The sequence below is a fragment of the Pseudidiomarina halophila genome (assembly GCF_003987215.1).
GTDB classification, from domain to species: Bacteria; Pseudomonadota; Gammaproteobacteria; order Enterobacterales; family Alteromonadaceae; genus Pseudidiomarina; species Pseudidiomarina halophila.
In genome coordinates this window covers 163,662-190,519 of record NZ_PIPW01000001.1, presented here as the reverse complement: position 1 = coordinate 190,519, position 26,858 = coordinate 163,662, and the positions used below count along the sequence as shown (strand labels likewise).

Sequence of the window (26,858 nt, the reverse complement as noted above, 5' to 3'; positions counted from 1 at the left end):
CGTCACCTCCCAGCGGTTTAACGCACTGATTCATCTAGAATTCTTTGCGGTTCAATGGCTTACCAGCACTGAGTAAGTACCGTAGTGGTACAGAAAGGTGGTACAGATGGGTATAATGGCTCAGCCTTACAAGCATTCCAAAACCGGCGTCTACTGGATTCGCCGCGCAGTTCCTCAAGACATTAAAACAGCCTACGGCAAGACAGAAGTTAAGCGCTCCCTGCGAACCAAAGATCTGTCCGAAGCCCGTGCATCGTTCCCCATTGAATACGATCGGATAAGCCAAGAGTTCGAGGCCTGCCGCCGCAAGATTGAGCGCCAGCTTAAACTCGAGGCGACACTGGAAGTCGAGCAGGACACTCTAAGCCTCCGTGACATTAACATCCTCACAGCACGCTACTACAACTCAGAGCTACTGCGCATGCAGCAGAGCAAAACGCTCGGCGCTACTGACATGCTCAAGTATGACCTCATGGCTGTTCGCCTTGGTGAGTGGCGAGATACCAAAGAAGCGGCTGCGGCTGTGCTGGAGTCAGCAGATGATAGTGACCATCGCTGTGACGCTGAGCCTGACTTGGATGCAGCGTTAGAGGCTGAGTTCGGCGATGTCGCCAGTGGATTGATTAGTGAAGCAGGCTACCTAATTAGCCGTGACAGCGAGTCGTTCAAGAGGCTTCTTGTATCACTTGGTCGTCTGGTTCCTCGGTTGCGTCAGGCTGTAATTGATTTGGTCTACTTCACAGGTGATGAGCCTGACTTCCTCAACACAGACAACATGCAGCTAACTCAGCCCATAGAGCGCACAGCAAGCCTTCACGAAGGTATTGAGAAGCCGCAAGGCGTTACCATTGTACAGGTCTTTGAGGACTTCTGTGAGGCAACCAGACGCTACAATAAGGGACGCGACAAGGCCACGGAGAATACCCTCAAGGATTATAAAGTCACGGTTAAACGGTTTGCCGAGTTTATCGGTGAGAAGCCTGTGGCAGCAGTCACTAAGGCTGATGTATTCGAGTTTTCAGACTTACTGTTAACCCTTCCTAGTCGCGCCAAGAGTGATATTCGAGCCTTGCCCTTAGCAGAACAAGCAGCACTAGCGAAGTCTCACGGGATGACGCTGCTTTCAGCTAGCACGGTCAAGAAGCAGCTCATGGGCTTAAGCTCCGTCTTTGAGTATGCAGCCGAGCGCGAGCTGTGTCAGTTCAACCCTGTCCATGGGACAACGAAGCGACTGTCCAAGTCCATTGAGAACCGTTCAGGGAGCGAGAAGCAGTACTCAGTGGCTGACATTGAGAGGATATTCTCAAGCCCGCTATTTACCGATGGTTACCGACCCAGCTCCGGCGCTTACGGTGAGGCTGTCTACTGGCTTCCCCTACTAGCCTATTACACTGGAGCACGAGTCGAGGAGCTGGCTCAATTACACGTAGCTGACGTTCGCTCCACTGATAATCTTTATTACATTCATATCAATGCGGATGCCGACGATAAGAGCGTTAAGAACAAAGGCAGTGTCCGGCGCGTACCGCTTCACTCGCACCTTATTGAACTTGGTTTCATTGATTACCTGAACAGCCTTCAGGATAGCCAAAGAGTTTTCCCGCAGTTGAGCCAAGGCAGTGGCAAGAAGTACGCAAATCGAGTCTCTAAGTGGCTGAGCGACTACTTCCGTCAGTCTTTAGGTATCAACCCAGCAATCAAGCCCATGCATGGATTCAGACATACATTTAAGACGCTGGCACGGGCTAATGGCATTGCTAAGGATGTGAGCGATACCCTGACAGGGCACAGCTCAGGCGATGTGGCTGACACCTACGGAGAGTATCAGTTAGTCACCCTTTCAGAAGCGATTGAGAAGCTACCTAGAGTCAATCTGGTTGGGTGTTCTGCCGATTCGTATAGTAGCCGCTAAGATCGTGACGTTTATGCTGCACTACTCTGACAGACAGGGCGCAGTGTAGGCTCTACGACAGGCAGGAAGCCAAACCGTTTTTCATACTGCTTGTGGATGATGCCTGATAGCTTCTGAGCATGTGATGTGCTGCTGATGAAGCTATCGTGAACAGGTATGACTGGTATTCCCTCGTCAGCGGCCTCACTCAGGATGTCCTTAGCAAGTTCACTGTCTTGGTACTGCAACATGCTCCAGCTCGAGGAGAACAAGAACTCGGCAATAGGCTGATGCTTTAACCGAAAGGCCTCGATAGCTCGCCTTGCGTACTCGTGCGTTGTGCTGAGGCTATTGGCAAGCGCTCTGACTGCTGACAGCTCAGACTTTGCGTTCAAGGCAATCAGGCCGACCGTCTTCATAGTTTCTCGGTCATAACCGTCGATGTCGTAACAGTCGAAAGGCGCAGCGATTCCCTTCATGTTGTAAAGCATTCGCGGATGCAGGCTTTTTATATCAAGCTCAGTCGTAGGCTCGCCATTCATGGTGATAGTAGCGCGTTCCTGTTTACTGAGTTGCTGTACGTTCCCGTAGAAACGACCTCCCTTATTAAAGGTTTCATTAAACTGCCGCTTAAACGTCAGGTCACGCTTTCCGATCGGTATTAACGCTTCGCCTATATGAAGGCCAGGAACATCAGAAGCTGCTCCCTGTGGCCGATAATACCAGTTCACACAGGCACGTAAGTCATTCGTGTTACGTAGCAGAAGCCTCATGTCATTGGTCAGCATGTCGTCCTTATAATCAAGCAAACCGCCGTTACGAGACTTAAGCCAGAGCGTCTCAGTGTCTTGACGAAAGAACTCGATGACGAGCATCTCGTTCAGCGCTGACAAGAACTGCTTTGCGCTGTGAGTAGGAAGCCACAGAGTCGATAAGCCGCTGCTGTAACCTTTTGTCCGATACCCCTTGTGGCACTCTAGGAAGCCTTCAGCCTCAAGCGCGCTAAGCACTGCACCCATGGTATTGGATGAGTAGTCATGGTCACGGTAACGCTTGGGAACCTTCTTGGAGGTATTGGATAGTTCACATAGGAACCCTGAAGGCTGTCCGTGCACTGCCCTCTCACTGACCCCATTGGCGATATTGAGTAATGCCGCTTGCATAGCCTGTCTTGTTGGCTTACTTGCCCTATTACTCAGTGAAGGAAATAAATCATCAGTCATATCCGTGACCCAATCAGCGGTTAATCCACAGTTGCTGATGAGCGGAGCAGTACGCACTTTGGTCTCTTGGCCTGAGCGTTTGGTTAACGTCTGGCTCCACTCGTAGTTAATCTCGGATCGGTTAATAATAGATGTGTTCATGTGTCTCCTGTTTAAAGTGAATAAAAATGCTGTGATATCAACGAGTAGCTCTAAACTACTGGTATATGACATAGCGCCCCCTATAGGCAGCGAAATGCTAGGCACAGCGTCTGTCGTTGATTGATAATTGAATGGTGATTATTGAGTGAGGATATGAACTAGCCTGTACGCAACTCGATTAAACGCTCACAATCGGTAGTCTTTACGGCGTGTGGTTAACGATAAGCGTCAGTCTTTTTCTATCGCAGGCACGTGACCTGAGACGACTTTCTTCCCCAAGGTGCGTGACCTGACGGAGGCCAGCAACGGTAAGGTCTAGGGGGAAGTGCAAGGACTTTTTAATAATCTTGGTTAATGCTGATAGAGATTAAAGCGAGATTACTCTGATAAGGTGTAGTGTCGCTCTACAACTTCGCCTGCTTAATCACAGCTACTAACTACAAGGAAAGCTAATGGCTATCGACGAGTTAAACCCTTATCAGCGCAACCTGAAAGTCGTGTCAGGCGCTTTCATCGCTTACTGGCTTCTCGGTCTCGAGCTGAAGACTGACCCATCATCAGGTGATGGGAATATGGCTCTCATGTTCATCCAGTTTTCGATAGACAACCCTAAAGCTCTCATGGTCATCTCTTGGGCATTACTGTTCTACAGTGCTTGGCGTTATTGGGTAACTAAGGAAGACAGCTTCTGGCAGAAGGTCAGGGAGTCCGTTAGGAGTAATTTAGGACGGGATAAACAAAAATCTAAGCGCCTAGACAATCAGCTTTGGCATCTAGCTGTAAGGCACGCGAACTCTAACCAGTCGTGGATATCCGAGTTAAAAGAACCTTATGATGGGGTCAAGATGTCGATAGCATGGGGTGATGGGGACAGCAAGCAGGCAAGAACACGACTGAAGTGCACTTTTGTTAAAGGTGCAGAGTCAACTCCCCAAGAGACGGGAAACGTTGTGCCAGTTAACTTGACCTTTCGAATGCTACCTACAAACTATCTTAAGAATATCATTCGGGTACTCCTCAAAGAAGATGTCACCCATACAACTGTAATCCCAGTTCTCATGTTCATTGCCGCGATAATTGCGGGGTTGCTCACACTCAAAGGAATCAAGGTGTTTTAAGCAGGGTAAGAGAGACAGGAAACAACAATATAACGACTAATCTGGTGGTAGGCAGAAGCCCTGAGAAGGCCTCTAAGATCGTCTCAGCGTCAAACGCTACACTGCCTCAGGTCAGCGCTGAAACGATCTTAGGGAGTCATTTAGAAGCCTTTACGCTGGCGCTGTGGCTTCACTCTTTGCATGTTCTTCAATGATTCGATGGACAGTACGCCAATGGACATCAAGCTCACGAGCAATCGCTGCTTTAGTCATGCCCTTCGAGTGCAACGCTAAGGCACGCTGGTGATTCACTCTGCGCTTGCCTCCGGTGTAAATACCTTTAGCCTTGGCCTGAGCAATCCCCTCTCGCTGCCGCTCGTTAATCATTGCCTTCTCGAACTCAGACACAGCACCCATGACTCTGAGCATGAGGTCTTGCATGTGGTTATTGGTAGCAGGTGTGAACCTCATGCTCTCCTTCACGAACTCAACGGTCACGCCTTTCTCTTTGAAGGTATCAATCAACTCAAGCAGGTGTCGCAGGTTGCGAGCCATACGGTCAATGCTGTGGACGAGGACAACATCACCCTCTCTCACATGTTCCAATAGTCGGTCGAGTGCTGGCCGCTGCTTTAAGCCACCTGAACACTTATCGACGAACTCCTTGTCATAACTAACACCGTCAAGCTGGCGCTCTGTATTCTGGTCAGTACTTGATACTCGGATGTAGGCGATTCGTTGCATGTTACTTCCCTCCTGAATGTGACAACAGCATCTAGACCCTTCCATTAGATCGATGTTTCAACTCTCCGTCAAGGCGTTCAGGGGCAAAAAATATGACATGACTGCATGTGACATCCAAGTAGACTATGATGTCAGATCGTCAGTTTTGTCTATACGTCGAGAGAGGGAAGAATTTCAAGAAGGCTTTTCGTCCGAGCGCCGATACCCATGGGGGAATAGACGCTTTCATCGTTGGTCGATTAGGGACACAAATTTTTGGGGTAAAATAGCCCTATTATCCTGCAAGCCGGGCGTCTGCTTTTTCAACGTAGGCATTATAAAGTGGTGTTAATATCTCATTGCCAATGAATTCTAAGACATCAACACAGACTGCATCCCCCATGGCGAAATAAGCTTTATTGTGGTTATCCGGCAAGACGAAGTCATCTCGAACGCCCTGTAAGCGTGCGTATTCGCGAGGAGTCATATAACGCACTCGGTACTCACCATTGTGCGCCTCTATTAAGATCTGCTTACTTGAGCCGCCTTTCGGAGTTCGCAAACAGCCAGCAACACCGTCAGTTCTAATCTCTGCCCGACTTATCCCTTTCCGCACCCTACGATAAACTGCCCCGTATTTGGGTACCGATGAATTCATCATGGCCTGTAATTGACCGAGGTGGCTTGGAGCCATTTGGCCAATTAACTTAGAGGAGCGTTCTTTACTCCACCAAAATGATTCTTCAACCTCTGTCTCAACGATATCCTTAAGCGAGCTCGTCCGTTGGGGCAAGTCCGGCACTGGAAGTAAGCCCCACTGAAGTTCATGGGATTTCTTTATAACCTTCTCAAGATTTCTAGGCCTCATTAATGGCCTCGCTTGGAAGTCCAGCCACCATTTCTCAAGTAAGTCCTGCTGGGGTTTTATCTTCATGACCTCTTCCGCTAGCCACTCTTTCACTGCGAAGAGAAATACTCTAGGCCGACTTTGCGGAACGAAATGTATCGCATCAATTTCAAGGATATCCACGACGTAACCAAGCTTGTTAAAGTTGGCTACTGTGTTTATAACATCCAGTCCTTCATGCGATGTAAGAAAGCCCCTAACGTTTTCAAGCATAACTACAGGCGGAGCATTCCCAGCGCTGTCTTTACTCGCAAGAAGTTGGATAACAGCCCCCAGTGAACCAGACTCTTTCCCTGCAAGTCCTTGTCTTGCACCAGCCACTGAAAGATCGGTACACGGAAAGGATGCTGTATATAGAAATACATCATCAGGGACTATATCGGGAGTAGACACTGCTTGCCATACGTCGCCCAGTGCAAAATGCTCACCACCATAATTAGCGACGTAGACAGCTTCTTTATCAGCCGAGTAATCATTTGCCCAGACGCACTCCCAACCGCAATGGGACAGCCCCTCTCTAACTAAGCCTACCCCTGCAAAAAACTCAGCAAAGTTCATACACACTCGCTTCTAAAAATTATCTAGCGCCTCTTGGTCGCGATGGGTAACAATACCATTTTCTATCCTCAAGATAAGCACACCAAGCTCGTTTACTTTCCCCTTAGGGATATTTCTTCTGAATCGCTGTCTTCTTGCAGCGCTATCAACGGTCGGGTCATAATTCGCTTCGTACTTTGGAGTCCAGGCCTTAAAATATTCATCAGCCAAATCCGAACCATGAATTGCCCGAACCTCTAGCCGCGAATAATCCTTATTATAATTGCAGAATAGATGGTTAACCTCGCAATCCTCTTTTAGCTTTTGTAAGCCAGTCTTGAGGTGGTACTGGTACTCATAAGCGCCTCCGTCTTTCGCGGACTTTACTTCCCATCCATCTAAATCAGCGCCTACCCCGCCAGCACCTTTTTTGCCCGTTAGAATGGCACCGAATAATTCCCACAGAACAGAAGGTACGGAACCTGCCACTTTCATCTTATACATTTTCAACAGCTTTAATCGGTCATCGTCTACTATCAGCTCATTATAGAGCGCTAAGGCTGCATCGACTCCTGTTTCGCCAGCAAAGAGTTTTGCAAAAGAACTGTTGTCTCCCAAAAGATCTTCTGGGCGTACACCTAAGGCATCAGCAAGTTTCTTTATGTTTTTTAAGCTAACGTTACGAGCACCGCGCTCGATTGAGCTGACGTAAGTTCTATCCAATTCAGCCAGTTCAGCTAATTCCTCTTGGCTGATATTCTTTTGCTTCCTGAAGAATCTTACATTTTCCCCAAAGATTTGTTCTATTTCCATACCATGCGCTCCCTATTTGGCACATGATGTGGCATTTGTTGACTATCAATCTACGGACTATAAGTCACATGCGCAACTAAATTAGGGGCTTCTTGGCACTCGTTCATTCGATAACTGAAGCATTTATGACTGACAGTCAGAGCGAAGGAGCAGCTCCGACAGTAAGTTAGTGTGAAAACAGTGGCGAAATAGTTGCTGCGTAAGCATCCACGCTTAAGGGTATTGGAACTTGCATACGGCTTTTTCTCCGGTCAAATGACGCAATCTCCTACAGCCGTACGTCTTACGCACCTCTCTTGCCGCTGATATGATAGTGACCGTCATTCATCAATGGAGACTGCCATGGACGCGCCCGCAATCAAACAGCTCATTCACCAAAAGCAACTTGCCAAAACGACGTGGCTTTACTCGCTTGAACGAGCCACAGCTATGATTCAACAGTTCGACTCAGAGATTACCGCTCTTGAGGCTCAACTTGCCCTGAAGTTGAATGAGAGCGCATCAGCACCGGATAACCGAAAGTAGACTGAGCGCCCGCTCGGCAATTTACTGTGGTGGATGCTGTGGCTTATTCTTACGAGGCCTCGTCACTACTTTAGGCTCACGAATACTGTTGAAGTCAAAGGAGTCCACAGCGATGGCTATGAGTTCCGAGACACTGTAAAACGTGCGAATCTTAGCCTGGGCTAGCTTACTCCACAGCTCACGTTCTAATTCCATGCTCTTACGAAGCTTTCTTTTATCGCCAGTTGATTCCATCGAGCACCTCCTGAGTACTTGAAGAAGGCATAAAAATAGCAACTTTCAATAATTTCAGCAACTTAATAGTCTCGTGTGAGTATTAATCGCTGATTTAGTTAGGTGTTTGAAACTCTGACAAGTAACAGGCTAGACGCGACCGCTCGACATCTTTTTAGAGTTATACTCCAAACAAGAGTCTGCGAAGCTAATAACGTTCGCCGGGTTGAACAACTAAACGGAATAGTGAATAGTGTTGGGATATCGTAACGGAGACATGTCAATGGACCCCACACAAGCTAACGTACACCATAATCAGTTTGTGGAATTTCTAAAAAAAGAGGGTAGCTATGAAACCTTAACTGAATTCCACAAGGTAGCGGAATCAGTGCGCGCCCACCCCAACCTCCCCCAAATATCCGACCTCTATTCAGATTGGCAAGGGCACGCCACGGTTTCGATGAAAAGGGCTTTCTTTACGACATCTTTATTAACCTTATCGCAAATTTTTTTATATGGCCTGAACCGATGGGCAGAACACGGCTTCTGGCAACTTACCAAGCCCGTAGAGGACTTATGGCGATTGAAACTTGTAATAATCTTAGCGATTTTGGTAAGTGGAGCCCTGTACCTTTCAGCATTACTTAGGGATAAGCAGATTCGAGACTTTAATGTCTATCAACTACGCGATTTATTGGACGAAGCAATTAGATTACGCGAAGCTCTGAAGAATCTTTACAATGAATTCTGCGCTGCAAACGATACGGAGACTGAAGACTTTGAGAGCGGCTTAGTCGGCTCCTCCCAGAACAGCTCTTATCGTCGATTCCGAGAGGTACAAATTGTAATGGAAGACTATGAGCGCTTCGTTAGCGTTAACATGCCTCGTCAAATGATTCTTGATTTGTATGACCTATATGCAGTTCCAGCTCTTGGAGTAGTTGCAGTTATCACTCTGCTTACTGCTTGAGCGTTGTATATCTCGTACTTGGTTAATCTTTTTATCGCGCAACGCCCTTGCGACCCCTCCGCCTTTCCATACAGGTTCTGACTAAAAATTAACCGGCAAGTATTGCAAGCGATGCGCCTCTAACCTAAGATATCGTTACATTCCGACGTAAAGGAGGTTGCTGTGAAACATACCAAAGAGCGGTATTCGCAGCTTACAGAAGCCGAAAAGCGCAAGCTTATATCAAAGGCTCTCGACGGTGTTTACATTTCTCGGGCCTCAGCTACTACCGTAACTCGAGCCAACTCAACCTCTAAACAGCTGAAAAATCGCCTGTCAGGGGCTTTTTTAGCGGCCTACGCTAAAGGAAAGTATTGCGCCTAGGACAATAACAACAAACGGACTTTAAATAATAATCGATGGCTAGCAATAAAAATAATAAAAAGCGATGGGTCTTTGAGTGTTTAGTAGAAGGCGATAATGACCCTGTTGGCTTTATCGCTTACTCTTTCTATAAGAAATCAAAGCATGAGCTAGCGGTGAGGCTTCGGGAGGATGGTGAAACTGAAGCTGTAATCCAAGACCGCGTAAAGATGCACCACGAAAACGCAGTCCGAAGCCAAGAAACTCTCGATAGCTATAAAAAATCAGCCACCGTTTTTCTCTCTGAAGTTACCGATCGTATTGCAGAAGAAGTAAGAAACGAATTTAAGCGCGAGCATGAACAATCGAAGCGAGAGTGGGAAAGAAAAACAGCCGCATTAGAAAAGGAAAAATCAAGAGCCTTAACTCAAGCAACTAACCAACTAAAAGCGGCGGCGAAAGAGTATAAGAAACCGAGTGCCGCTTCGCGATTCGGTTCTTGGTTACTAAACGGCTTCTCCGAACTTGCAGCAAGTTTAATATTGGTTCTCGTTGTCGGCGGATTTTTTTGGTGGACAACTTCTGACGAAATGAAAGAGGAGGCCTTAAGAACTTTGGTCGACGCTGTCGTAGCTGTTCTCTCCAAGTAAAAAGAAAATCAGCCCAGCCCTTAATACTCTATTCTATTTACCAGAACTCGTGGTATCAAAAGCGCGCTGAATATGTATATTAGCGACTTATTCTGACTGTTAACTGGCTCTCTAATTCAGCTTCTAACTAAGGCGGCCAGAAATATAGGCGCTTATCAGTTCACCGAATGCGATTGTCCCCGCTGTAACTCCCGCCGACTTAACTAGCTGAGTAAAACGTTTAAGCTTGCTATCTGTGCTCAGTTTCTCTGCTAAAGCATGGCCGGTGGATGTTAAAACCAAATTAGAAGCCGTTAACGTTAGCTCACCATGCCCATGGTCAGTAAATCCCCAGCGTTCAATTTGAAGATTATCTTTCCAGTTTATCAAGCCGCTATCCCAGATTGCGTCCATATGGTAGATAAACTTCATAACCTCTTGTGAATTACTGTCTTCAGAGCTGCAACAGTTATCCCAGATATCCTTTGCTGGGAGACCCTCATAGCCTTTTTGTTTTGCTATAGTCAGCAACTCTTGTAGATATGCCGTGTCGATCATAAGAGCCTCCTAATTAGCTGCTTAAGCTCCATTAGCTTATGACTATAATCGAACGTCTACTCATACACCAAGCTTATTCCAAATTGATACAGAAAGGTGGTACAGTGACGCCCTAAATCGTCAACAAAAAGTGTTGGCTAACCCATTGAACCCGCCGCAAAAGCGGTTGACGGAATGGCCGTAATTCCCTATGATGGCGCGCGTTTTACGGAGAGGTGTCCGAGTGGCTGAAGGAGCACGCCTGGAAAGTGTGTATACGGCAACGTATCGAGGGTTCGAATCCCTCTCTCTCCGCCAGATACAAAAGAACCGCCCTTGTGGCGGTTTTTTTGTGTCTGCATAAATCTACCTGCCTGACATCTACGTATTCTTTGGCAATGCTGCTGTTTATCGTTATGATGGCAGTGACGAATTTTTCATCAAGGAGTAGTAAGCATGTTACAGAAACTAATTGGTAGCTCTATTGTATTCGCGACATTACTATTCAGCGCTAATCTTCAGGCGAACGAAGAAGCCGAGAAACTTGCGCAGCAAAATGCCTGTACGGCGTGCCATGGAATCGAAAACAAGATCGTTGGTCCGGCTTATAAAGATGTTGCGGAAAAGTATGCCGGTCAGGATAATGCCGTAGCAACCTTAAAAGACAGCATTAAAAACGGCGGCAAAGGTAAATGGGGCCAGACGCCAATGCCAGCGCAACCACAGTTGAGCGATGAGCAACTCACCCTGTTGGCTGAATGGATCCTGAGTTTAAAGTAAAGGATCGGAAATAAGCGGCAAGTCGTCGAATGGATAACGGCATCCGTCGAATAAACTATCACCTTTAGCGTCGCCTCGTTATAGTGAAGCTACTTAGCTCACCAGGAGGCGACCATGAAATCCTCATTACTTTCGTTTGCACTAGCAACGAGTCTTACCTTAATCACCAGTGCCGCCGCGGCTGCTGACCGTATCACCGGTCATCATTTCGCGACGCGTTCTGAAGCTATGGCACCTAACGCCATGGCGGCAACCAGTCAACCATTGGCTACTCAGGTTGCGCTCGACATCATGCAACAAGGCGGCAATGCTATTGATGCAGCCATCGCAGCGAACGCCGTGCTCGGCCTAGTCGAGCCGACCGGCAATGGTATTGGCGGCGATTTATTTGCCATTATCTGGGACGCAGAGACCGAACAGCTTTATGGCCTGAATGCATCGGGCCGTTCACCGCAAAGTTTGTCGTTAGAGTATTTCATTGAAAATGGTTACGACAAAATACCTGCGCGGGGCGTTTTACCTTTATCCGTGCCCGGCACCGTGGATGGTTGGTTCGAACTCCACGAAAAGTTCGGCAAGTTACCTATGGAGCAAGTCCTCGCACCAGCAATTCGCTATGCCCGCGAAGGCTTTCCGGTAACCGAAGTCATCGCTTACTACTTCGAACGTAATGCGGCAGTGATTGGCGACCAGCCTGGCTTCGCAGCAGTCTTCCTGGAGAATGGTGAACCACCACAAAAAGGTGAACGTTTTAAAAATCCTGATCTCGCCAATACCTTAGCGAAAATCGCTGAGCAAGGGCGCGATGTGTTTTATGAAGGCGAAATCGCCCACACCATCAGTGACTTTGTCGCCGAGCACGGTGGTTTCCTTTCGTATGACGACCTAGCACAACATGAATCGACCTGGGTTGAGCCGGTGTCGAGCAACTACCGTGGCTATGACTTGTGGGAATTGCCGCCCAATACTCAGGGTATCGCGGCACAGCAAATTCTGAACATTCTGGAAAACTTTGATCTCGCGGAAATGGGGTTCGACAGTGCTGAGTACATTCACCACTTTGTTGAAGCCAAAAAACTCGCATTTGAGGATCGTGCCAAGTACTACGCCGATCCAGCATTTAGCGAAGCTCCGGTCGAAGGCTTACTCGATAAAGGCTACGCCAAACAGCGGGCAAAATTAATCGATCCTAACGAGCCGGCTATGGCAGTGGAACCTGGTAATCCACCTACCGAGGGTGACACCATTTATCTCACCACCGCTGACCAGCAAGGTAACATGGTATCGTTAATTCAGAGTAACTACCGCGGTATGGGCTCAGGCGTCACTCCCACAGGCCTTGGCTTTGTATTGCAAAACCGTGGAGAATTATTTGCGCTGGAAGAAGGCCATGCCAATGTCTTCGCTCCGGGCAAGCGTCCATTCCATACTATTATTCCGGCCTTTGTCACCAAAGACGGCAAGCCATTGATGAGCTATGGCGTGATGGGCGGTGCAACACAGCCACAGATGCACGCGCAAATTTTGATCAACATCATCGATTTCGATATGAACTTACAAGAAGCTGGCGACGCACCGCGTATTTTGCATACTGGTTCGAGCCAGCCAACTGGTGAGCAGATGACCGATGGCGGTGTTATTAGCCTTGAGAACGGCTTTTCGGCGCAAACCCGCCGTGAACTCATCAAAATGGGCCACACCCTGCAAGAAGCTGTAGGGCCATTTGGCGGTTATCAGGCCATCTGGAAAAACCATGAAGAAGATGTGTACTATGGTGCTTCTGAGAGTCGTAAAGACGGTCATGCCGCTGGTTTCTAACCAGCTGTAAGCCATACCGCAAAGCCGCCTCCGGGCGGTTTTGTTGGTTCTGACGACCTCAGTTACTGATCTGAGTCTTACACCTCAGCGTACCACCATAAAAAAGGAGCCGATCTTGCGTTGGATTATTCTGTTGCTTGTGGTTATTGCTACGTCGATTACCTTGAGTTCCTGCACCGCGCCGGGAGCCTATGCCGATCGGAACCCTTATGTAGAAAACAAAGATACCGACGCCATCGATTTTTTCATGATGCGCTGGTTTGGTGACGAAGAGTGGGCTGATCAACACGCTGAAGTCGAAGAAAATCCTGCTCTGGTGCCGATGACCGATGTCTCATTCGCTCGCATCCTGCAGCCTGGCACTAAACCTCAACTCACCTGGCTCGGCCATGCGACTTTTTTATTGCAATATCGGGGGCTCAATGTCCTTACCGACCCAATTCTCAGCGAGCGCGCTTCTCCGGTGAGCTTTACCGGGCCAAAACGACTGACGCCGGCCCCGCTGACAACCGCTGAGCTGCCCCCAATCGATTACGTGGTGATCAGTCATAACCACTACGACCATTTAGATGAAGAAACGGTCGCCGCACTGGGGGAGGATATTATTTACCTGGTGCCCTTAGGCCTTACCGAATGGTTCGTTGAGCTTGGCATTAACGCACAGCAGGTACGTGAATTTGACTGGTGGCAGCAGGCCGACTTTGGCGCCTTGCGCATTACTGCAACACCCAGCCAACACTGGTCAGCACGCAGCCTCTGGGATAGAAACGATACCCTCTGGGCGACCTGGCATATAGAAATCGCTGACTGGCAGGTCTGGTTTGCTGGTGATACGGGCTATAACTCAGTGCAATTCAAAGAAATTGGTCAGCAGTTTCCGCAGATCGACGTTGCCTTAATTCCAATCGGTGCCTATCAACCCCGCTGGTTTATGAAGCCACAACATGTGAACCCGGAGGAAGCGGTACAAATGCACTTCGATCTTGGTGCGACACAGTCCTACGCCATGCACTGGGGAACCTTCCAACTGGCTGCCGAAAGCTTAGCCGAAACCCACGCGGATTACGCGACGGCTTTAGCACGCCATAACCTTAGTGAGCAGACATTCTCACAATTGAAAATAGGCGAGACCCGTATTTCGATGCCCTACAAACCAAAATAGAAAGTAAAGCTTGCTTGACTTTTAGATTCCTATGTACAACTATATGTAAAACACACTTTACTTATAGGTGACTTATGTCAAGAAAACAGGAATTGAAAAAACTTACCACTCAGCTCGCTATATGGACGGCTCTTTGGATTATCTCAACCGCAGTAGCTACCTTCGGCTCACTACTTGTATGGCCCGAACATTATGCGGTTAAAGTCGCTTTGTTGCTTATTAATATTACGGTTGGCGCGGTCATGATTAACGTCAACCGACGCTATGTACTTGCGCTCGACGAGTTACAGCAAAAAGTATTCTTACAGGCCATGGGGATCACCTTAGGAGTGGCAGTTATCGGCGGTATTACTTACTCACTTGCCGATATTACTGACGTGATAAGTGGCGATGCCGAAATTTCAGTGTTGATCATGGTTCTTGGTATTACCTACCTGATTAGTATGTTCGTCGGCATGCGGAGTTATCGATGAAGAATCGACTAAAGGTGTTGCGCGCTGAACGTGATTGGACCCAGGCCGACCTGGCAGAAGCAGTGGATGTATCACGGCAAACCATCAACGCCATCGAAAAAGATAAGTTTGATCCAAGCCTACCGTTAGCTTTTAAATTCGCACGCCTGTTCGAATTACCGATCGAAGCGATCTTTTTTGTCGATGAAGCTAATTGATAAATCCAGCTGCCATTCCACCTGAGGCTAGGTTAAGCTAAGTGCAACTAAGTTTCACATTTTTACACGAGGGCGTTATGGATTTAGTGTTGACCGCATTAGTTGCAAGCTTCATTACCGGTTCATTAACCGCTGTTGGTGCGTTGCCGGTACTGTTCGGTCGACATCCATCGGAACGCTTCAACGACACTTTATTGGGCTTCGCTGCAGGCGTCATGCTGGCCGCCTCATTCTTTTCGCTTATTGTGCCATCAATTGAAATATCCACTGAGCTTTATGGTGAAGGCCCAGCGCCTGCTCTGATTGCGGTATTTGGTATTTTGCTTGGTGCAGTAACAATCGCGGTCATGGATCGCTTACTTCCGCACGAACATTTTGTCTCGGGCCCGGAAGGTATGGCGTCAGATAAAATTGCCGGGGTCTGGTTATTTGTGTTTGCCATCGCTATCCATAACTTCCCCGAAGGGCTTGCTGTGGGCGTGGCGTATGGGAGCGGACAGACTGATGCGGCGTTCTCTCTCGCATTAGGTATTGGCTTACAAAACCTGCCCGAAGGACTAGCCGTTGCGGTCGGTCTGGTGGCTGTCGGTTACAGTCATTGGAAAAGCTTTGTTGTCGCTGCGCTGACCGGCTTGATCGAGCCTATCGGTGGTATTGTTGGCGGCGCTTTTGTTAATTTATCGCAAGTTTTATTGCCATGGGGGCTAGTTTTTGCGGCAGGTGCTATGCTGTTTGTAATCAGTCACGAGATCATCCCTGAAACCCATCGCCGCGGACACCATCAACGTGCGACAGCAGGTCTGATGGTTGGGCTGGTAGTTATGTTATTCCTTGACGTGTGGTTAGCAGCATGAAGACAGTCGCATTTATAGGTTTTGGTGATATCGCTGAACGTACCAGTTTAGCGTTAAATTTTGCCGGCTACACCCAGTTGCGGGGGCTTTGCCGAACCCCTGAGTACAAGGAAAATCAAGCAAAAGTGGAGCTCATTTCGGGTGATGCTGGCAACGCACAGGACATAGCCAGATTTATCACCGCAGATACCGATGTCATTGTCGTGACCCTGACACCGGATCGCTCAAGCGATGACAGTTACTTTAACGGTTATGTGCTTCCTGCACGTCTGCTGCAACATCATCTGCAGAGTAATGGTTTAACCCCCAGAATTATTTATATTTCCAGTAGCGGCGTTTATGACCTGCATCAGGGAGAGTGGGTCGATGAGAGCACCCCGGCAAACCCTGGGGATCATAACGGCGAGATGCTACTGCAAGCTGAGCAGGTGATTCAAAGTGCCAGCGATGAGGTAAGTATTTTGCGTTGTTCGGGGATTTACGGGCCAAACCGAACCCGCCTCGCAGAACTTCTTATTTCTGGCGAGGCAGTGATCACACCGGCGTGGACCAATCGCATTCATGCCGATGATGTTGCGGGGTTTATTGCCTACCTGATCCAGCACCCGGAGCTACAACAGCCATTATTTCTGGTCAGTGACGATGAGCCATTGTTACAGGAAGACGCTTATGCCCGGCTTGCACGACGCCTGGGTGTAGATATAAAAACGATATCGCGTAGTGATAAAGTCGGTCGCCGGGGTAGCAAGCGGATCCGCAACCGCGCGCTCCATGCGAGCGGTTACCAATTACTGCACCCGGTTTACGATCCGAAGTAGCGCGTGTCAGCTTTGCGCTTGCTTGAAATTCAGCATTCGCTGTAACGGCTTCATGGCGCGCTCAGCTAATTCTGGATCAACGTGAATCTCATGTTTTGCCCCACCCTGCTCTAACGCCTCAGCGATAGCTACAAGACCATTCATCGCCATCCACGGACAATGTGCACAGCTACGACAGGTAGCACCGCTGCCGGCAGTGGGTGCTTCGATGAAATGCTTATGTGGCGACAACTGCTGCATCTTGTAAAAAATACCGCGGTCAGTAGCGACGATGAAGGTTTCATTTGGTAATTCCTGACTGGCCTTGATCAGCTGTGAGGTAGAACCTACGGCATCGGCCAGTTCAACCACTTGTGAAGGTGATTCAGGATGCACCAGTACTGCGGCCTCTGGATACACCTTTTTCAGATCTTCTAACGCCTTGGTTTTAAATTCATCATGGACCACGCAAGCGCCCTGCCACATGATCATATCAGCGCCGGTCTGCTGTTGAATATAGTTGCCCAGATGCTTGTCCGGTGCCCAGAGAATGGTCTCGCCTTCGGCGTCCAGGTGATCAACGATATCCAGTGCAATGCTCGAGGTAACCACCCAGTCAGCGCGTGCTTTTACTGCAGCAGAAGTATTGGCATAAACGACTACCGTGCGCTCAGGATGGGCATCACAGAACGCTGAGAACTCCTCAATGGGACAACCAATATCAAGCGAGCAGGTGGCATCCAGGGTCGGCATTAGCACCGTCTTGTTCGGTGTAAGAATCTTTGCTGTTTCGCCCATAAACTTAACGCCCGCCACAATGAGCGTGTCAGCATCATGATTCGCGCCAAACCGCGCCATCTCCAGCGAGTCGGACACACAACCGCCCGTTTCTTCAGCTAAGGCCTGAATTTCCGGATCGGTATAATAATGGGCTACCAGCACTGCGTTTTTATCTTTCAGCAACTGTTTAATACGCGCAACATACTCAGCTTTCTCGCTGGCATTAAGCGGTTTAGGTTTTGCCGGAAAGGCATAATCAAGTTGATCGATAACGCGTGTCTGGATTTCTTCAGTGATACTCATGCTACTACTTCACTACATGGGAAACGTTTGCATAGTATAAAGGAAAATAACGTGCGGGTAAAAAATCGTGGTGGGTCGTGCAGGATTCGAACCTGCGACCAATTGATTAAAAGTCAACTGCTCTACCAACTGAGCTAACGACCCAACGATTGAATTGTAAACTGATGAGAGAGATTGGTGGGTCGTGCAGGATTCGAACCTGCGACCAATTGATTAAAAGTCAACTGCTCTACCAACTGAGCTAACGACCCAATCTCATCCGCTGCTACTTATCAGCGGCAACGGCGGCATAGTTTACTTAAAATGCCGCTCGTTGCAACTGCAAATTGCAGATATACGGTGCGTTTGCTCAATTTGCGAACATTTACCGTTATTACTTACAAGGATGTTACAAATTATCCAGGCGCTTGGCTGCTAAATCAGCAGGTGTGCTGTCAGGATAATCCGCAATAACCTTATCAAAGTAACTACGAGCCAACTCTTTTTCGCCTTGTTGCTGTGCAACAATGCCCAGCTTCAATAAACTGTCAGCGCGCTTATTACTATCAGGATAGCGATCGACAACGGTACTGAATTCCTGTTTCGCTGCACTGAAATCACCTTCAGCGTACAGCAACTGTCCCAACCAGTAATGCGCATTTGGCACATAGCTCGAATCCGGGAACTGCTCAATGAAACTGCGGAATTCAGGGATCGCTGCATCGTAACGACGATCTTCCATCACCAACCGTATTGCTTTGTCGTACGCATCATTCTCACCCAAATCGCTCGAATAAGACGAATTCATTTGCGCTTCGTTGGTTGGCGCGGAGCGCGTATCGACTGCATTAGATGGTGCCGGTGTCGCCGTTAGCCGACGATCGATCTCCTGGTAAATTTCACGCTGACGCTGCAAAATTTGCTCAAGTTGATGGGCATGCTCTTCTGTTCTGCCCCGCAGCTCTGCGACTTCATCTTGTAATGTCGACATTTGGTCAAGTAGCGCCATTTGCGCAGCGTTACGAGCATCCATAACTCGCTCGAGCTGCTCAAGACGCTCTTCGACACTGCCACTGCCTAACTTCGACACCGGAGCCTGTGCGAACACGACTCCGGGAATCAGTAAGGCCACTACCAGAATTAGTTTTTGCATTCGCTTAACCTTAGTAAACTAGTACAGCGCGACGGTTTTTAGCGTACGCTGCTTGCGTAGACGCATTCACTAACGGCTTCTCTTCGCCATAAGACACAGTTTCGATCTGACTAGAGCTTACACCTAGATTTTGTAAGTACTGCGCAACAGCTTTTGCACGACGCTCACCCAAAGCAATGTTGTACTCAGGTGTTCCACGCTCATCCGCATGACCTTCGATAGTGACATCTACGTTAGGATTCTGAACTAAGAATTCAGCATGGTCAGCTAACAACTCGCCATACTCAGAGCTTACGCGTGAGTCATCAAATGCGAAGTAAATGATATTTTCGCGCTGTAAGGTTTCCATTTTCTCGGCACGAATTTCTTCTGGAGTTTTAGTACGTTCCGCAGCGTCAAGCTCAACACCAGAACCACTATCCCGGCCTTGCTGTTGTTGCTGATTGGTTTGCTGATTTGCCGCATCGTCTGCGCCCTGACTCGAGCTACATGCTGCCAACGTCAGCATAGGTACAGCGATAAGAAGGCTTTTAAGTAACTGATTTGCGTTCATGTCCGCGATCCTTAGTTCTAATGTTTATTAATTCAAATGTTTAGAGTAATACTAATGCACTAGCGTAAAAACGGCGACCAGGCTGGTGACTTAACCTCACCTTCCCGTGCCGGTAGTCGCGCTTTAAAACGACCATCTACCGATACCAACGCTAATACTTGTTGGTTGTTATGTGTCGTGCTGTAAATCACCATACTGCCATTTGGTGCGAGACTCGGTGACTCATCCAAAGATGTCTGGGTAAGCACTTGCATCGCGCCATTCGGATAATCTTGTTTAGCAATATGATAGTTGCCTTGCGTACGATTTACCATGACCACTTGCTGGCCATTAGGCGTCCAGGTCCCACCGAGGTTTTGCTCACCCTCGAAGGTTAACCGGCGTACCTGACCTGAATCTAAATTTACGCTATATATCTGTGGTCTGCCACCCCTTTCTGACGTGAAAAGCAGCGATTTCCCGTCCGGTGCCCAACTTGGTTCGGTATCGATAGCATGATGCCGGGTGACGCGTTGTAACTCCTTGCTGTTGATGTCCATGACATAAACTTCAGGATTACCGTCTTTTGACAATACCATCGCCAGCCGCTCACCATTAGGTGACCACACCGGGCTACTGTTAATGCCCGGGAAATTGGTCATTTTTTCACGGCGCGTAGTGTAAATGTCCTGAATGAAAATTTCTGGCCGCTTGTTCTCAAAGCTTACGTACGCCAATTTATTGCCATCCGGCGACCAGGACGGCGACATTAAGGGTTCAGGACTGCGCAACAACACTTTCTCATCATAGCCATCGTAATCAGCAACGACCAACTGGTAGGGCTTGTCATCGTTATGATTCACTGTGACATAAGCAATACGGGTCATGAATGCGCCGCGCTCACCGGTCATCGTTTCGTAAAATACATCTGAAATGCGGTGCGCGTACTGCCGGAACTGATCACCATTAATCACGCTGCGGCGTGCATCGAGAATATGATCCTGAGCCGTCACCAGTTCGCCGTTGCGTAGCATGCGCGTGCCACTGGTGATTTGCCCCCGCAGTATATCCACGATTTGAAACGAGACCGTGTAACGATCTACTGCATAAGGTTCAATGGTACCGACCAGCACTGCCTCTACGCCAAGGCTCGCCCAGCTTGGGTAATCAATTTCGTTCTCAGAGCTTGGCATTTGCGGCATCGCGTTTTGCGGAATAGGATTAAATTTACCACTGCGCATCAAGTCGGCGGCAATCACTTCAGTTAAGCCTTGCGGCGCCGGTCCTTCGCCTAACCAACGGAATGGCACCACGGCGATCGGCCGGGCGCTGTTGACACCATCAGTGATAACGATCTCTAACGACGCATTTGCCGGCCGTTGCAGCAGGGTCATTAACGCCGCTGCGGTAATAAGTAGTAATAATAGTTTCTTCATCATAGTGTTATCACAATTACTTCATAGGTTAATTGAATTCTGGTTGCACGGTTAAATCAATGGTTTCCATTTCCTTGAAAATTTCCGGATCACTCGACACCGGCAATGTCCCTGCTTTAAATACCGCATTCTGCGTTGCCTGACATACAGCAGTGTCACCACTAATCGTATTGACGGAAATAACAAAACCGCTGGAAGCGACGCGAATACGAACTTTGCACTCTTTACCACGCATCGACGGGTCAGTGATCAGATTCCGCTGAATTGTGCTTCTAATCAACGCTGTATATTTGCCGACTTCACTTTGAATTTGCCGTGATCTTGCAGCAGCGCGGGCTTTGCGCTCTTCCGCCAGCTGCTCCTGCAATTGTCGCTCGCGCTCAGCACGTTGGCGCGCCTCTTCTTCCTTGCGCTTACGCTCTTCTTCTAAACGTCGCGCTTCTTCTTCGCGTTTTTTCCGTTCTGCTTCAGCTTTACGTGCCGCTTCCTCTTCGCGCTTGCGGCGTTCCGCCGCAGCTTCCGCAGCTTTTTCCGCTTCTTGCCGTTTCTTCTCAGCTTCCTGCTGTTCCCGTGCTAAGCGTTCCCGCTCAGCACGTTGCTGTGCTTCGAGTTCACGCTGGCGTTGTTGTTCCGCTTCACGCTGCTTTTTGGCAGCTTGCGCACGACGCTCGAGCTCGGCAATTTCTTCTTGTCGGGCCCGCTCTTGCGCCTGAATCGCTTCAATTTGTTCCTGCACTTTGGCTTCGTCAACCGTCGCTGCGTTGACAATTTCCTCTTCCGGTACAGCTTCATCCTGCAATGGCGCGTTAAGCTGCACGTTCATGGACTCCGGAATGCTTGGCGACCACTTAAAGCCGGCAAACAGCACAATAACAATACCTAAGTGCAAGGCTACCGAAAGCAGCAGCGGTATTGTTAATTCACTTGGCCATGTAAACTTACCAATCTTCACATGTGCCTCTCTAATTATCCGTATCTTCGGTCATCAAGCCGACCGAATCGACACCCAGTTGCTGCAACAGTACCATGAGTCGCACCACTTGGTTATAAGAAACGCCGCCATCACCATTCACCATGATCCGGGTTTCAGGATCAAGCTGCAGTTGTGCCTGCACCCGCGCGGCTAAAGTTTCTATATCTAACGGGTCGTTCGGATCGTTGTAATCAGCGAGTGAACTGACATAGTACTGACCGTCACGATCCACCGAGACAATAATTGGCGGCTTACTGTCTGCAGCCAACGGCTCGGCATTGGCGTTTGGCAAATCAACCTTGACCCCTTGCGTGATCAAGGGTGCGGTCACCATGAAGATGATCAGCAATACCAACATGACATCAATATAGGGCACCACGTTGATTTCGGAAACGGGTTTACGCCGTTTGCGATTCGCCGTCATCATCATCATGACGCGTTACCTGCCGCTTTGGGTGCTGCACTACCCTGACGTTGCAAAATAGCTAATAACTCATCCATAAAGTTCAGGTACTGGTTGTCGACCTTTTCCACGCGGTGAGCAAAACGGTTGTAGGCTATAACTGCAGGAATCGCGGCAAACAGGCCCATTGCCGTCGCAATCAAGGCTTCCGCAATCCCCGGAGCAACCATCGCCAGCGTTGCTTGTTGCACCGAGCCCAGGCCGATAAAGGCATTCATGATGCCCCACACGGTACCAAACAAACCGATATAGGGACTAATTGAGCCAATAGTAGCAAGCAGGCTTAAATTACTTTCCAATCGATCTACTTCCCGCGAATGGACCACCCGCATCGCACGATATGAAGCTTCCAGTACCTGCTGCTGACTTAACGCAGTATTACTGCGAAGCCTGGCGAATTCTTTGAAGCCAGCATAGAAAAGCTTTTCCATGCCATTGGCGTTTTGCGCGCGGGTGCCAATTTCCTGATACAAGCGGGCAAGATCAACACCGGACCAGAAGCGGTCTTCAAACGCTGTTGCCTGCTGATTTGCATCCTGAATAATTTTGCGACGCTGAAAAATCATCATCCAGCCAGCGACTGAAAACGCAAGCAGCAATAACATCACCAACTGCACAACAAAACTAGCTTCCAGAATTAACGCAGTAATTGACATATCAGCTTGCACGCTTTAGTACCTCTATAATTTCTGTTGGCATGGGCACTGCACGAACCGCACTGCCCTCTTCCCCTAAGTGAACACAAGCCGCTCGTATCTGGGCTTGACATAAAATTGTGCCGTTCTGATCCAGCACTTGCTGTGAAAATTCTACTGATGCGCGTCGCAAACGTTCGACCACAACTGTTACGCGCAGTTCATCATTAAATTTTGCCGGACGTAACATATCCATTTGTACCTGCCGGACAACAAAGCCAATACGATGTTCGAGCCAAACATTTTGCTCAATCCCGAGAGAGCGTAACCATTCTGTACGGGCTCGCTCAAGGAATTTGAGATAATTCGCATAATATACGATACCGCCTGCATCTGTGTCTTCATAATAGACGCGGATGGGCCAGGAAAATTCAGTCATCTTGTTCATTAACCCTACTTTTTCGCGTTTCTGGCCCTCATGCAATATCAGGGCACTAAAAATTTATGTAAATAATTTGCATGAATAAAAACTAGCCAGACTTTTTTTTATACTAAGAATTTGACCAATATTAGACTAGCTGTTGTTATATATAGATATTTTTGGTCTTACCAATTTTTATGCGATTATTTTTTATTCACTGGTTACACATCGATATTAGTTTTACTAATGCGAAGAACAATTTTTCTCGGTTGAACGGAGGTTCGCCCCCCGTATAATACGCAGCATATCAGTAACCAAGAGACCGGTTGTCACTTGTTCCTGTTAGTGTTCCCTGGATTTAACTTCCTTGTTGTTCTGTAGTTTTTAGCCCGCTTCCCCGCGGGCTTTTTTTTTGCCTGACTACAAAATCGTTATTGGCTATAAAAAACGAAACCGTTATTGGTTATTGGTTATTGGTTCTGTTTTTCTCCGATAACTATTATCTGATAGCCTACAACGCTTTTGCGTTTCAGGTACTGTCTTTTGCCAGACCGAAGTGGGCGTAGGCGTGTGGCGTTGCGATACGGCCACGTGGTGTGCGCTGCAAAAAGCCTTGCTGAATCAGATAAGGCTCCAATACATCCTCAATGGTATCTTTCTCTTCGCCGATTGCCGCCGCCAGATTATCCAGCCCAACGGGACCACCCAGGAATTTTTCAATAATCGCCAACAGTAACTTACGATCCATGTAATCAAATCCGGCTTCGTCAACGTCCACCATCTTTAACGCAGCAGACGCGATCGGCAGGTCGATTTTACCGTCGTTCCGTACTTCTGCAAAGTCGCGCACGCGCCGCAACAGACGATTCGCAATCCGCGGCGTACCGCGGGAACGTCGCGCAATTTCGCGCGCTCCAGCATCGTCCAGGTCAAGGTTTAAATAATTTGCCGAGCGCCGGATGATGATGGTGAGCTCATTTACATCATAAAACTCAAGCCGCTGTACGATGCCAAAACGATCGCGCAACGGCGACGTCAGAGCGCCGGCACGAGTAGTGGCGCCGATCAAGGTGAACGGTGGTAAGTCCAACTTAATTGAGCGTGCTGCTGGCCCCTCGCCGATCATGATATCCAGTTGATAATCCTCCATCGCCGGATAAAGGATCTCCTCGACGACCGGGCTTAAACGGTGAATCTCATCAATAAAAAGTACGTCGTGAGCTTCGAGATTGGTTAACAACGCGGCCAGATCACCAGCTTTCTCCAGCACTGGCCCCGAGGTTTGCCGAATATTGACGTTAAGTTCGTTGGCAACAATATTGGCTAAAGTAGTTTTACCAAGTCCCGGCGGACCGAAAATTAATAAATGATCGAGCGCCTCTTCCCGCTGGCGCGCGGCCTGAATAAAAATCTCCATCTGCTCGACCACATGCTTTTGCCCGGTATAGTCGGCGAGTTTCTTCGGCCGGATAGCACGGTCGATAACTTCGTCATCGGCTTGTGGCTGCGGTTGGTTAATACGGTCCGGTTCAATCATTTTAAGAGCAACTTCGCTATTAGCTATCAGATATTGGTTATTGGTATTGGTTATTCACTGCTAGTAGGTAAACCACTAACTACTATCTAATAACCAATAACGCTCTTGGGTTTACATAGTCTTTAATGCGGCGCGGATGAGCTCTTCACTCGAGGCGTCGCTGTTGGCCTTCATTGCCGTCGCAACGGCTTTCTCCGCTTGTGCCGGTTTATAGCCCAACGCCATTAATGCGCCAGTGGCATCATCACGCGGCGAACTGGCCACCACTGTCGGCTGCAAATCACCGAAATCAACAGGTGCTGCATCCGTCGCGGGCGTCGCACTGGTCCAGTTCTGCAAGCGGTCACGCATCTCCACCACCAGACGTTCAGCGGTTTTACGCCCCACCCCCGGTAATTTAATCAGGCTCGACACATCATCGTGACTCACCGCATTCACAAACTGTTGAGCGGTCATCCCCGACATTATGGTGAGTGCCAACTTCGGCCCCACACCTTGTGCTTTAATGAGCTGGCGAAAAAGTCCACGCTCGGCAAAGGTATTAAAACCATACAGCAATTGTGCGTCTTCACGTACCACAAAATGCGTGATCACCGTCACCGGCTCACCGATGTCTGGTAACTCATACAGGCAGGTCATGGGCATCTGAACTTCGTAGCCGACACCTTGCACATCAATTAGAATTTCCGGCGGCTGTTTGCTAATCAGCAGGCCTGTGAGTCGTCCGATCAACGCCCTCTCCTTGTTGTTTTGTTGGTGCCCTTGCTGCTTGCCAGACTCGCCGCATAATTGCGGCTGTGAGCATGACATAAGGCGACTGCTAATGCGTCGGCAGCATCTGCCTGCGGACGGTGACTAAGTTTTAGCATCGCTATCACCATGTGCTGCACCTGAGCTTTATCTGCAGCTCCGGTGCCGACCACAGCTTGTTTAATTAATCGCGCCGCATATTCTGCCACCGGAAGCTGCGCCTGTGCTGCCGCTACGATTGCGGCACCGCGTGCCTGCCCCAGCTTCAGTGCTGAATCAGGATTACGCGCCATAAACACCTGTTCGATGGCAAACTCATCTGGCTGAAACTGGGCAATAAGCTCACTCACACCATCATGAATGACCTTGAGCTTCTCGGCAAGAGTATAAGGATTGCGCGCAGTGCCCGTGGCGTTAATACAGCCACTGGCGACATAGGTTAATTGGTTGCCTTGTTGGCGAATAATGCCATATCCGGTTAACCGTGAACCTGGGTCAATACCCAGAATAATGGCCATTAACTGATGCGCTCCAAAATATCATCGGCGATATCGGCGTTATGGTAGACCTCTTGCACGTCATCCAGCTCCTCAAGTGCGTCGATAAGTTTCAGAAACTTTTCGGCGTCCGCTTCTTCTGCTAGTAGCGACCGTGTTTCTGGCATTAAGCCAACCTCAGCGTGCACAGCTTCAAATCCTCGCGCAGCTAAGCCATCTTTTACTGCACCAAAGGTTTCCGGGGTGGTAAACACGTCAAAGCTACCATCGTCGTTGGTGACAAAATCTTCGGCACCCGCCTCAAGCGCGGCCGCCATTAATTCATCTTCATCGGTTTCCGCCGGGAAGCTTAGCACACCACGTTTATTAAACAGATAAGCGACCGACCCATCGGTACCTAAATTACCACCATGTTTGCTAAACGCATAACGCACTTCTGACACCGTGCGGTTACGATTATCGGTCATAGTTTCCAGCAGGATGGCGACGCCCCCCGGACCATAGCCTTCATAGGTAAGTTCGTCGAGGTTATCACCTTCAAGATCGCCGCTGCCCCGCTTGATCGCAGTATCGACGGTGTCTTTCTTCATGTTATTGGCGAGTGCTTTATCAATCGCTGCACGTAAGCGTGGGTTGGTATCAGGGTCGCCCCCACCTTCCCGGGCGGCGACCACAATTTCACGAATAAGACGGGTAAAAATTTTGCCGCGCTTAGCATCTTGCGCGGCTTTGCGATGTTTAATGTTGGCCCATTTCGAATGACCTGCCAT

General features: G+C 48.8%; 30 protein-coding genes and 3 tRNA genes. 13 read left to right on the top strand and 20 right to left on the bottom strand.

The genetic code is table 11. From position 1 onward, the window contains the following. The first annotated feature begins 106 nt into the window (after positions 1-106). Entirely contained in the window at positions 107-1,912 is a 1,806-nt protein-coding gene (locus CWI69_RS00840) for a site-specific integrase (RefSeq protein WP_126761028.1), read from the top strand. 11 nt (positions 1,913-1,923) lie between these two features. Here CWI69_RS00840 and CWI69_RS00835 read toward each other — a convergent pair whose 3' ends face one another. Beyond that, a complete protein-coding gene (locus CWI69_RS00835; RefSeq protein ID WP_126761026.1) occupies positions 1,924-3,255 on the bottom strand; it encodes a hypothetical protein in 1,332 nt (443 codons plus the stop codon). Between the two features lie 452 nt (positions 3,256-3,707). Between CWI69_RS00835 and CWI69_RS00830 the strand changes: the two genes are divergently transcribed. After that, complete coding sequence (locus tag CWI69_RS00830; protein WP_126761024.1) at positions 3,708-4,373, top strand: hypothetical protein; 666 nt, start codon at positions 3,708-3,710, stop codon at positions 4,371-4,373. Positions 4,374-4,523: 150 nt separating this feature from the next. Here the strand turns inward: CWI69_RS00830 and CWI69_RS00825 are convergent, their stop codons facing one another. The 3 genes from CWI69_RS00825 to CWI69_RS00815 form a co-directional block, all read right to left on the bottom strand. Further along, on the bottom strand, positions 4,524-5,096 hold the full coding sequence (locus tag CWI69_RS00825; protein ID WP_126761022.1) for a recombinase family protein: 573 nt from the start codon (positions 5,094-5,096) through the stop codon (positions 4,524-4,526). Positions 5,097-5,370: 274 nt separating this feature from the next. After that, complete coding sequence (locus CWI69_RS00820; protein WP_126761020.1) at positions 5,371-6,540, bottom strand: DNA cytosine methyltransferase; 1,170 nt, start codon at positions 6,538-6,540, stop codon at positions 5,371-5,373. A gap of 12 nt (positions 6,541-6,552) precedes the next feature. Then, positions 6,553-7,332, bottom strand: a complete 780-nt coding sequence (locus tag CWI69_RS00815; RefSeq protein ID WP_198678862.1) for a helix-turn-helix domain-containing protein — start codon at positions 7,330-7,332, stop codon at positions 6,553-6,555. 342 nt (positions 7,333-7,674) lie between these two features. Between CWI69_RS00815 and CWI69_RS00805 the strand changes: the two genes are divergently transcribed. Continuing rightward, the gene (locus CWI69_RS00805) at positions 7,675-7,857 is read left to right on the top strand and encodes a hypothetical protein (protein WP_126761018.1); all 183 of its coding nucleotides are present in this window, start codon (positions 7,675-7,677) and stop codon (positions 7,855-7,857) included. A 21-nt stretch (positions 7,858-7,878) separates the two neighbouring features. On the opposite strand, the gene CWI69_RS00800 is transcribed toward CWI69_RS00805, so the two are convergent. Beyond that, a complete protein-coding gene (locus CWI69_RS00800) occupies positions 7,879-8,091 on the bottom strand; it encodes a hypothetical protein (RefSeq protein ID WP_126761016.1) in 213 nt (70 codons plus the stop codon). Positions 8,092-8,353: 262 nt separating this feature from the next. On the opposite strand from CWI69_RS00800, the gene CWI69_RS00795 reads away from it, so the two are divergent. Then, a complete protein-coding gene (locus CWI69_RS00795) occupies positions 8,354-9,040 on the top strand; it encodes a hypothetical protein (RefSeq protein WP_126761014.1) in 687 nt (228 codons plus the stop codon). Positions 9,041-9,438: 398 nt separating this feature from the next. Continuing rightward, positions 9,439-10,032: a hypothetical protein gene (locus CWI69_RS00790; RefSeq protein WP_126761012.1), complete on the top strand. Its 594-nt coding sequence runs from the start codon at positions 9,439-9,441 to the stop codon at positions 10,030-10,032. A gap of 123 nt (positions 10,033-10,155) precedes the next feature. Here the strand turns inward: CWI69_RS00790 and CWI69_RS00785 are convergent, their stop codons facing one another. Further along, the gene (locus CWI69_RS00785) at positions 10,156-10,569 is read right to left on the bottom strand and encodes a hypothetical protein (protein WP_126761010.1); all 414 of its coding nucleotides are present in this window, start codon (positions 10,567-10,569) and stop codon (positions 10,156-10,158) included. A gap of 209 nt (positions 10,570-10,778) precedes the next feature. Between CWI69_RS00785 and CWI69_RS00780 the strand changes: the two genes are divergently transcribed. The 8 genes from CWI69_RS00780 (at position 10,779) to CWI69_RS00745 (ending at position 16,650) form a co-directional block, all read left to right on the top strand. After that, a tRNA-Ser gene (locus tag CWI69_RS00780) sits at positions 10,779-10,866 on the top strand. Positions 10,867-11,004: 138 nt separating this feature from the next. Next, positions 11,005-11,328 carry a c-type cytochrome gene (locus CWI69_RS00775; RefSeq protein ID WP_126761009.1) on the top strand — a complete coding sequence of 108 codons (324 nt, stop codon included), beginning with the start codon at positions 11,005-11,007 and terminating at the stop codon, positions 11,326-11,328. A 114-nt stretch (positions 11,329-11,442) separates the two neighbouring features. Beyond that, positions 11,443-13,146 (top strand): gamma-glutamyltransferase, encoded by a 1,704-nt coding sequence (gene ggt / locus CWI69_RS00770; RefSeq protein ID WP_126761008.1) that lies wholly within the window; start codon positions 11,443-11,445, stop codon positions 13,144-13,146. 115 nt (positions 13,147-13,261) lie between these two features. After that, positions 13,262-14,308, top strand: a complete 1,047-nt coding sequence (locus CWI69_RS00765; RefSeq protein WP_126761007.1) for an MBL fold metallo-hydrolase — start codon at positions 13,262-13,264, stop codon at positions 14,306-14,308. Positions 14,309-14,382: 74 nt separating this feature from the next. Next, a complete protein-coding gene (locus CWI69_RS00760) occupies positions 14,383-14,781 on the top strand; it encodes a hypothetical protein (protein WP_126761006.1) in 399 nt (132 codons plus the stop codon). Next, positions 14,778-14,978, top strand: a complete 201-nt coding sequence (locus CWI69_RS00755) for a helix-turn-helix transcriptional regulator (protein WP_126761005.1) — start codon at positions 14,778-14,780, stop codon at positions 14,976-14,978. The genes CWI69_RS00760 and CWI69_RS00755 overlap by 4 nt, the downstream gene beginning before the upstream one ends. Before the next feature lie 77 nt (positions 14,979-15,055). Beyond that, positions 15,056-15,832, top strand: coding sequence for a ZIP family metal transporter (locus tag CWI69_RS00750; protein ID WP_126761003.1), 777 nt, complete (start codon positions 15,056-15,058; stop codon positions 15,830-15,832). Further along, positions 15,829-16,650, top strand: coding sequence for an NAD(P)H-binding protein (locus CWI69_RS00745; RefSeq protein WP_126761002.1), 822 nt, complete (start codon positions 15,829-15,831; stop codon positions 16,648-16,650). The genes CWI69_RS00750 and CWI69_RS00745 overlap by 4 nt, the downstream gene beginning before the upstream one ends. A 6-nt stretch (positions 16,651-16,656) precedes the next feature. Here the strand turns inward: CWI69_RS00745 and nadA are convergent, their stop codons facing one another. The 14 genes from nadA to CWI69_RS00675 form a co-directional block, all read right to left on the bottom strand. Beyond that, the gene (gene nadA / locus CWI69_RS00740; protein ID WP_126761000.1) at positions 16,657-17,712 is read right to left on the bottom strand and encodes a quinolinate synthase NadA; all 1,056 of its coding nucleotides are present in this window, start codon (positions 17,710-17,712) and stop codon (positions 16,657-16,659) included. Between the two features lie 68 nt (positions 17,713-17,780). Beyond that, positions 17,781-17,856: transfer RNA gene (locus tag CWI69_RS00735), tRNA-Lys, on the bottom strand. A 31-nt stretch (positions 17,857-17,887) separates the two neighbouring features. Further along, a tRNA-Lys gene (locus tag CWI69_RS00730) sits at positions 17,888-17,963 on the bottom strand. Between the two features lie 137 nt (positions 17,964-18,100). After that, positions 18,101-18,844, bottom strand: coding sequence for a tol-pal system protein YbgF (gene ybgF / locus CWI69_RS00725; RefSeq protein ID WP_126760998.1), 744 nt, complete (start codon positions 18,842-18,844; stop codon positions 18,101-18,103). Positions 18,845-18,854: 10 nt separating this feature from the next. Beyond that, positions 18,855-19,397: a peptidoglycan-associated lipoprotein Pal gene (gene pal, locus CWI69_RS00720; RefSeq protein WP_126760996.1), complete on the bottom strand. Its 543-nt coding sequence runs from the start codon at positions 19,395-19,397 to the stop codon at positions 18,855-18,857. A gap of 59 nt (positions 19,398-19,456) precedes the next feature. After that, positions 19,457-20,770, bottom strand: coding sequence for a Tol-Pal system beta propeller repeat protein TolB (gene tolB / locus CWI69_RS00715; protein WP_241971043.1), 1,314 nt, complete (start codon positions 20,768-20,770; stop codon positions 19,457-19,459). Positions 20,771-20,840: 70 nt separating this feature from the next. Next, positions 20,841-21,764 (bottom strand): cell envelope integrity protein TolA, encoded by a 924-nt coding sequence (gene tolA / locus CWI69_RS00710; protein WP_241971007.1) that lies wholly within the window; start codon positions 21,762-21,764, stop codon positions 20,841-20,843. Between the two features lie 10 nt (positions 21,765-21,774). Beyond that, positions 21,775-22,212, bottom strand: a complete 438-nt coding sequence (gene tolR, locus CWI69_RS00705; RefSeq protein WP_126762768.1) for a protein TolR — start codon at positions 22,210-22,212, stop codon at positions 21,775-21,777. 2 nt (positions 22,213-22,214) lie between these two features. Continuing rightward, the gene (gene tolQ / locus CWI69_RS00700) at positions 22,215-22,916 is read right to left on the bottom strand and encodes a protein TolQ (protein ID WP_377094241.1); all 702 of its coding nucleotides are present in this window, start codon (positions 22,914-22,916) and stop codon (positions 22,215-22,217) included. After that, positions 22,906-23,331 (bottom strand): tol-pal system-associated acyl-CoA thioesterase, encoded by a 426-nt coding sequence (ybgC, locus tag CWI69_RS00695; RefSeq protein WP_126760992.1) that lies wholly within the window; start codon positions 23,329-23,331, stop codon positions 22,906-22,908. Before ybgC ends, tolQ begins: the two co-directional genes overlap by 11 nt. Before the next feature lie 502 nt (positions 23,332-23,833). Continuing rightward, positions 23,834-24,841, bottom strand: coding sequence for a Holliday junction branch migration DNA helicase RuvB (ruvB, locus tag CWI69_RS00690; protein WP_126760990.1), 1,008 nt, complete (start codon positions 24,839-24,841; stop codon positions 23,834-23,836). Positions 24,842-24,952: 111 nt separating this feature from the next. Continuing rightward, positions 24,953-25,573: a Holliday junction branch migration protein RuvA gene (gene ruvA / locus CWI69_RS00685; protein ID WP_126760988.1), complete on the bottom strand. Its 621-nt coding sequence runs from the start codon at positions 25,571-25,573 to the stop codon at positions 24,953-24,955. Next, on the bottom strand, positions 25,570-26,109 hold the full coding sequence (gene ruvC / locus CWI69_RS00680) for a crossover junction endodeoxyribonuclease RuvC (RefSeq protein ID WP_126760986.1): 540 nt from the start codon (positions 26,107-26,109) through the stop codon (positions 25,570-25,572). The genes ruvA and ruvC overlap by 4 nt, the downstream gene beginning before the upstream one ends. Continuing rightward, positions 26,109-26,858: a YebC/PmpR family DNA-binding transcriptional regulator gene (locus tag CWI69_RS00675; RefSeq protein ID WP_126760984.1), complete on the bottom strand. Its 750-nt coding sequence runs from the start codon at positions 26,856-26,858 to the stop codon at positions 26,109-26,111. Before CWI69_RS00675 ends, ruvC begins: the two co-directional genes overlap by 1 nt.

Excerpts from the sequence above, each read along its gene's own strand:
- CWI69_RS00840 (WP_126761028.1), top strand. The coding sequence starts at position 107 with ATGGGTATAATGGCTCAGCCTTACAAGCATTCCAAAACCGGCGTCTAC.
- CWI69_RS00835 (WP_126761026.1), bottom strand. The coding sequence starts at position 3,255 with ATGAACACATCTATTATTAACCGATCCGAGATTAACTACGAGTGGAGC.
- CWI69_RS00830 (WP_126761024.1), top strand. The coding sequence starts at position 3,708 with ATGGCTATCGACGAGTTAAACCCTTATCAGCGCAACCTGAAAGTCGTG.
- CWI69_RS00825 (WP_126761022.1), bottom strand. The coding sequence starts at position 5,096 with ATGCAACGAATCGCCTACATCCGAGTATCAAGTACTGACCAGAATACA.
- CWI69_RS00820 (WP_126761020.1), bottom strand. The coding sequence starts at position 6,540 with ATGAACTTTGCTGAGTTTTTTGCAGGGGTAGGCTTAGTTAGAGAGGGG.
- CWI69_RS00815 (WP_198678862.1), bottom strand. The coding sequence starts at position 7,332 with ATGGAAATAGAACAAATCTTTGGGGAAAATGTAAGATTCTTCAGGAAG.
- CWI69_RS00805 (WP_126761018.1), top strand. The coding sequence starts at position 7,675 with ATGGACGCGCCCGCAATCAAACAGCTCATTCACCAAAAGCAACTTGCC.
- CWI69_RS00800 (WP_126761016.1), bottom strand. The coding sequence starts at position 8,091 with ATGGAATCAACTGGCGATAAAAGAAAGCTTCGTAAGAGCATGGAATTA.
- CWI69_RS00795 (WP_126761014.1), top strand. The coding sequence starts at position 8,354 with ATGGACCCCACACAAGCTAACGTACACCATAATCAGTTTGTGGAATTT.
- CWI69_RS00790 (WP_126761012.1), top strand. The coding sequence starts at position 9,439 with ATGGCTAGCAATAAAAATAATAAAAAGCGATGGGTCTTTGAGTGTTTA.
- CWI69_RS00785 (WP_126761010.1), bottom strand. The coding sequence starts at position 10,569 with ATGATCGACACGGCATATCTACAAGAGTTGCTGACTATAGCAAAACAA.
- CWI69_RS00775 (WP_126761009.1), top strand. The coding sequence starts at position 11,005 with ATGTTACAGAAACTAATTGGTAGCTCTATTGTATTCGCGACATTACTA.
- ggt (WP_126761008.1), top strand. The coding sequence starts at position 11,443 with ATGAAATCCTCATTACTTTCGTTTGCACTAGCAACGAGTCTTACCTTA.
- CWI69_RS00760 (WP_126761006.1), top strand. The coding sequence starts at position 14,383 with ATGTCAAGAAAACAGGAATTGAAAAAACTTACCACTCAGCTCGCTATA.
- CWI69_RS00755 (WP_126761005.1), top strand. The coding sequence starts at position 14,778 with ATGAAGAATCGACTAAAGGTGTTGCGCGCTGAACGTGATTGGACCCAG.
- CWI69_RS00750 (WP_126761003.1), top strand. The coding sequence starts at position 15,056 with ATGGATTTAGTGTTGACCGCATTAGTTGCAAGCTTCATTACCGGTTCA.
- CWI69_RS00745 (WP_126761002.1), top strand. The coding sequence starts at position 15,829 with ATGAAGACAGTCGCATTTATAGGTTTTGGTGATATCGCTGAACGTACC.
- nadA (WP_126761000.1), bottom strand. The coding sequence starts at position 17,712 with ATGAGTATCACTGAAGAAATCCAGACACGCGTTATCGATCAACTTGAT.
- ybgF (WP_126760998.1), bottom strand. The coding sequence starts at position 18,844 with ATGCAAAAACTAATTCTGGTAGTGGCCTTACTGATTCCCGGAGTCGTG.
- pal (WP_126760996.1), bottom strand. The coding sequence starts at position 19,397 with ATGAACGCAAATCAGTTACTTAAAAGCCTTCTTATCGCTGTACCTATG.
- tolB (WP_241971043.1), bottom strand. The coding sequence starts at position 20,770 with ATGACCCTGCTGCAACGGCCGGCAAATGCGTCGTTAGAGATCGTTATC.
- tolR (WP_126762768.1), bottom strand. The coding sequence starts at position 22,212 with ATGATGACGGCGAATCGCAAACGGCGTAAACCCGTTTCCGAAATCAAC.
- ybgC (WP_126760992.1), bottom strand. The coding sequence starts at position 23,331 with ATGAACAAGATGACTGAATTTTCCTGGCCCATCCGCGTCTATTATGAA.
- ruvB (WP_126760990.1), bottom strand. The coding sequence starts at position 24,841 with ATGATTGAACCGGACCGTATTAACCAACCGCAGCCACAAGCCGATGAC.
- ruvC (WP_126760986.1), bottom strand. The coding sequence starts at position 26,109 with ATGGCCATTATTCTGGGTATTGACCCAGGTTCACGGTTAACCGGATAT.
- CWI69_RS00675 (WP_126760984.1), bottom strand. The coding sequence starts at position 26,858 with ATGGCAGGTCATTCGAAATGGGCCAACATTAAACATCGCAAAGCCGCG.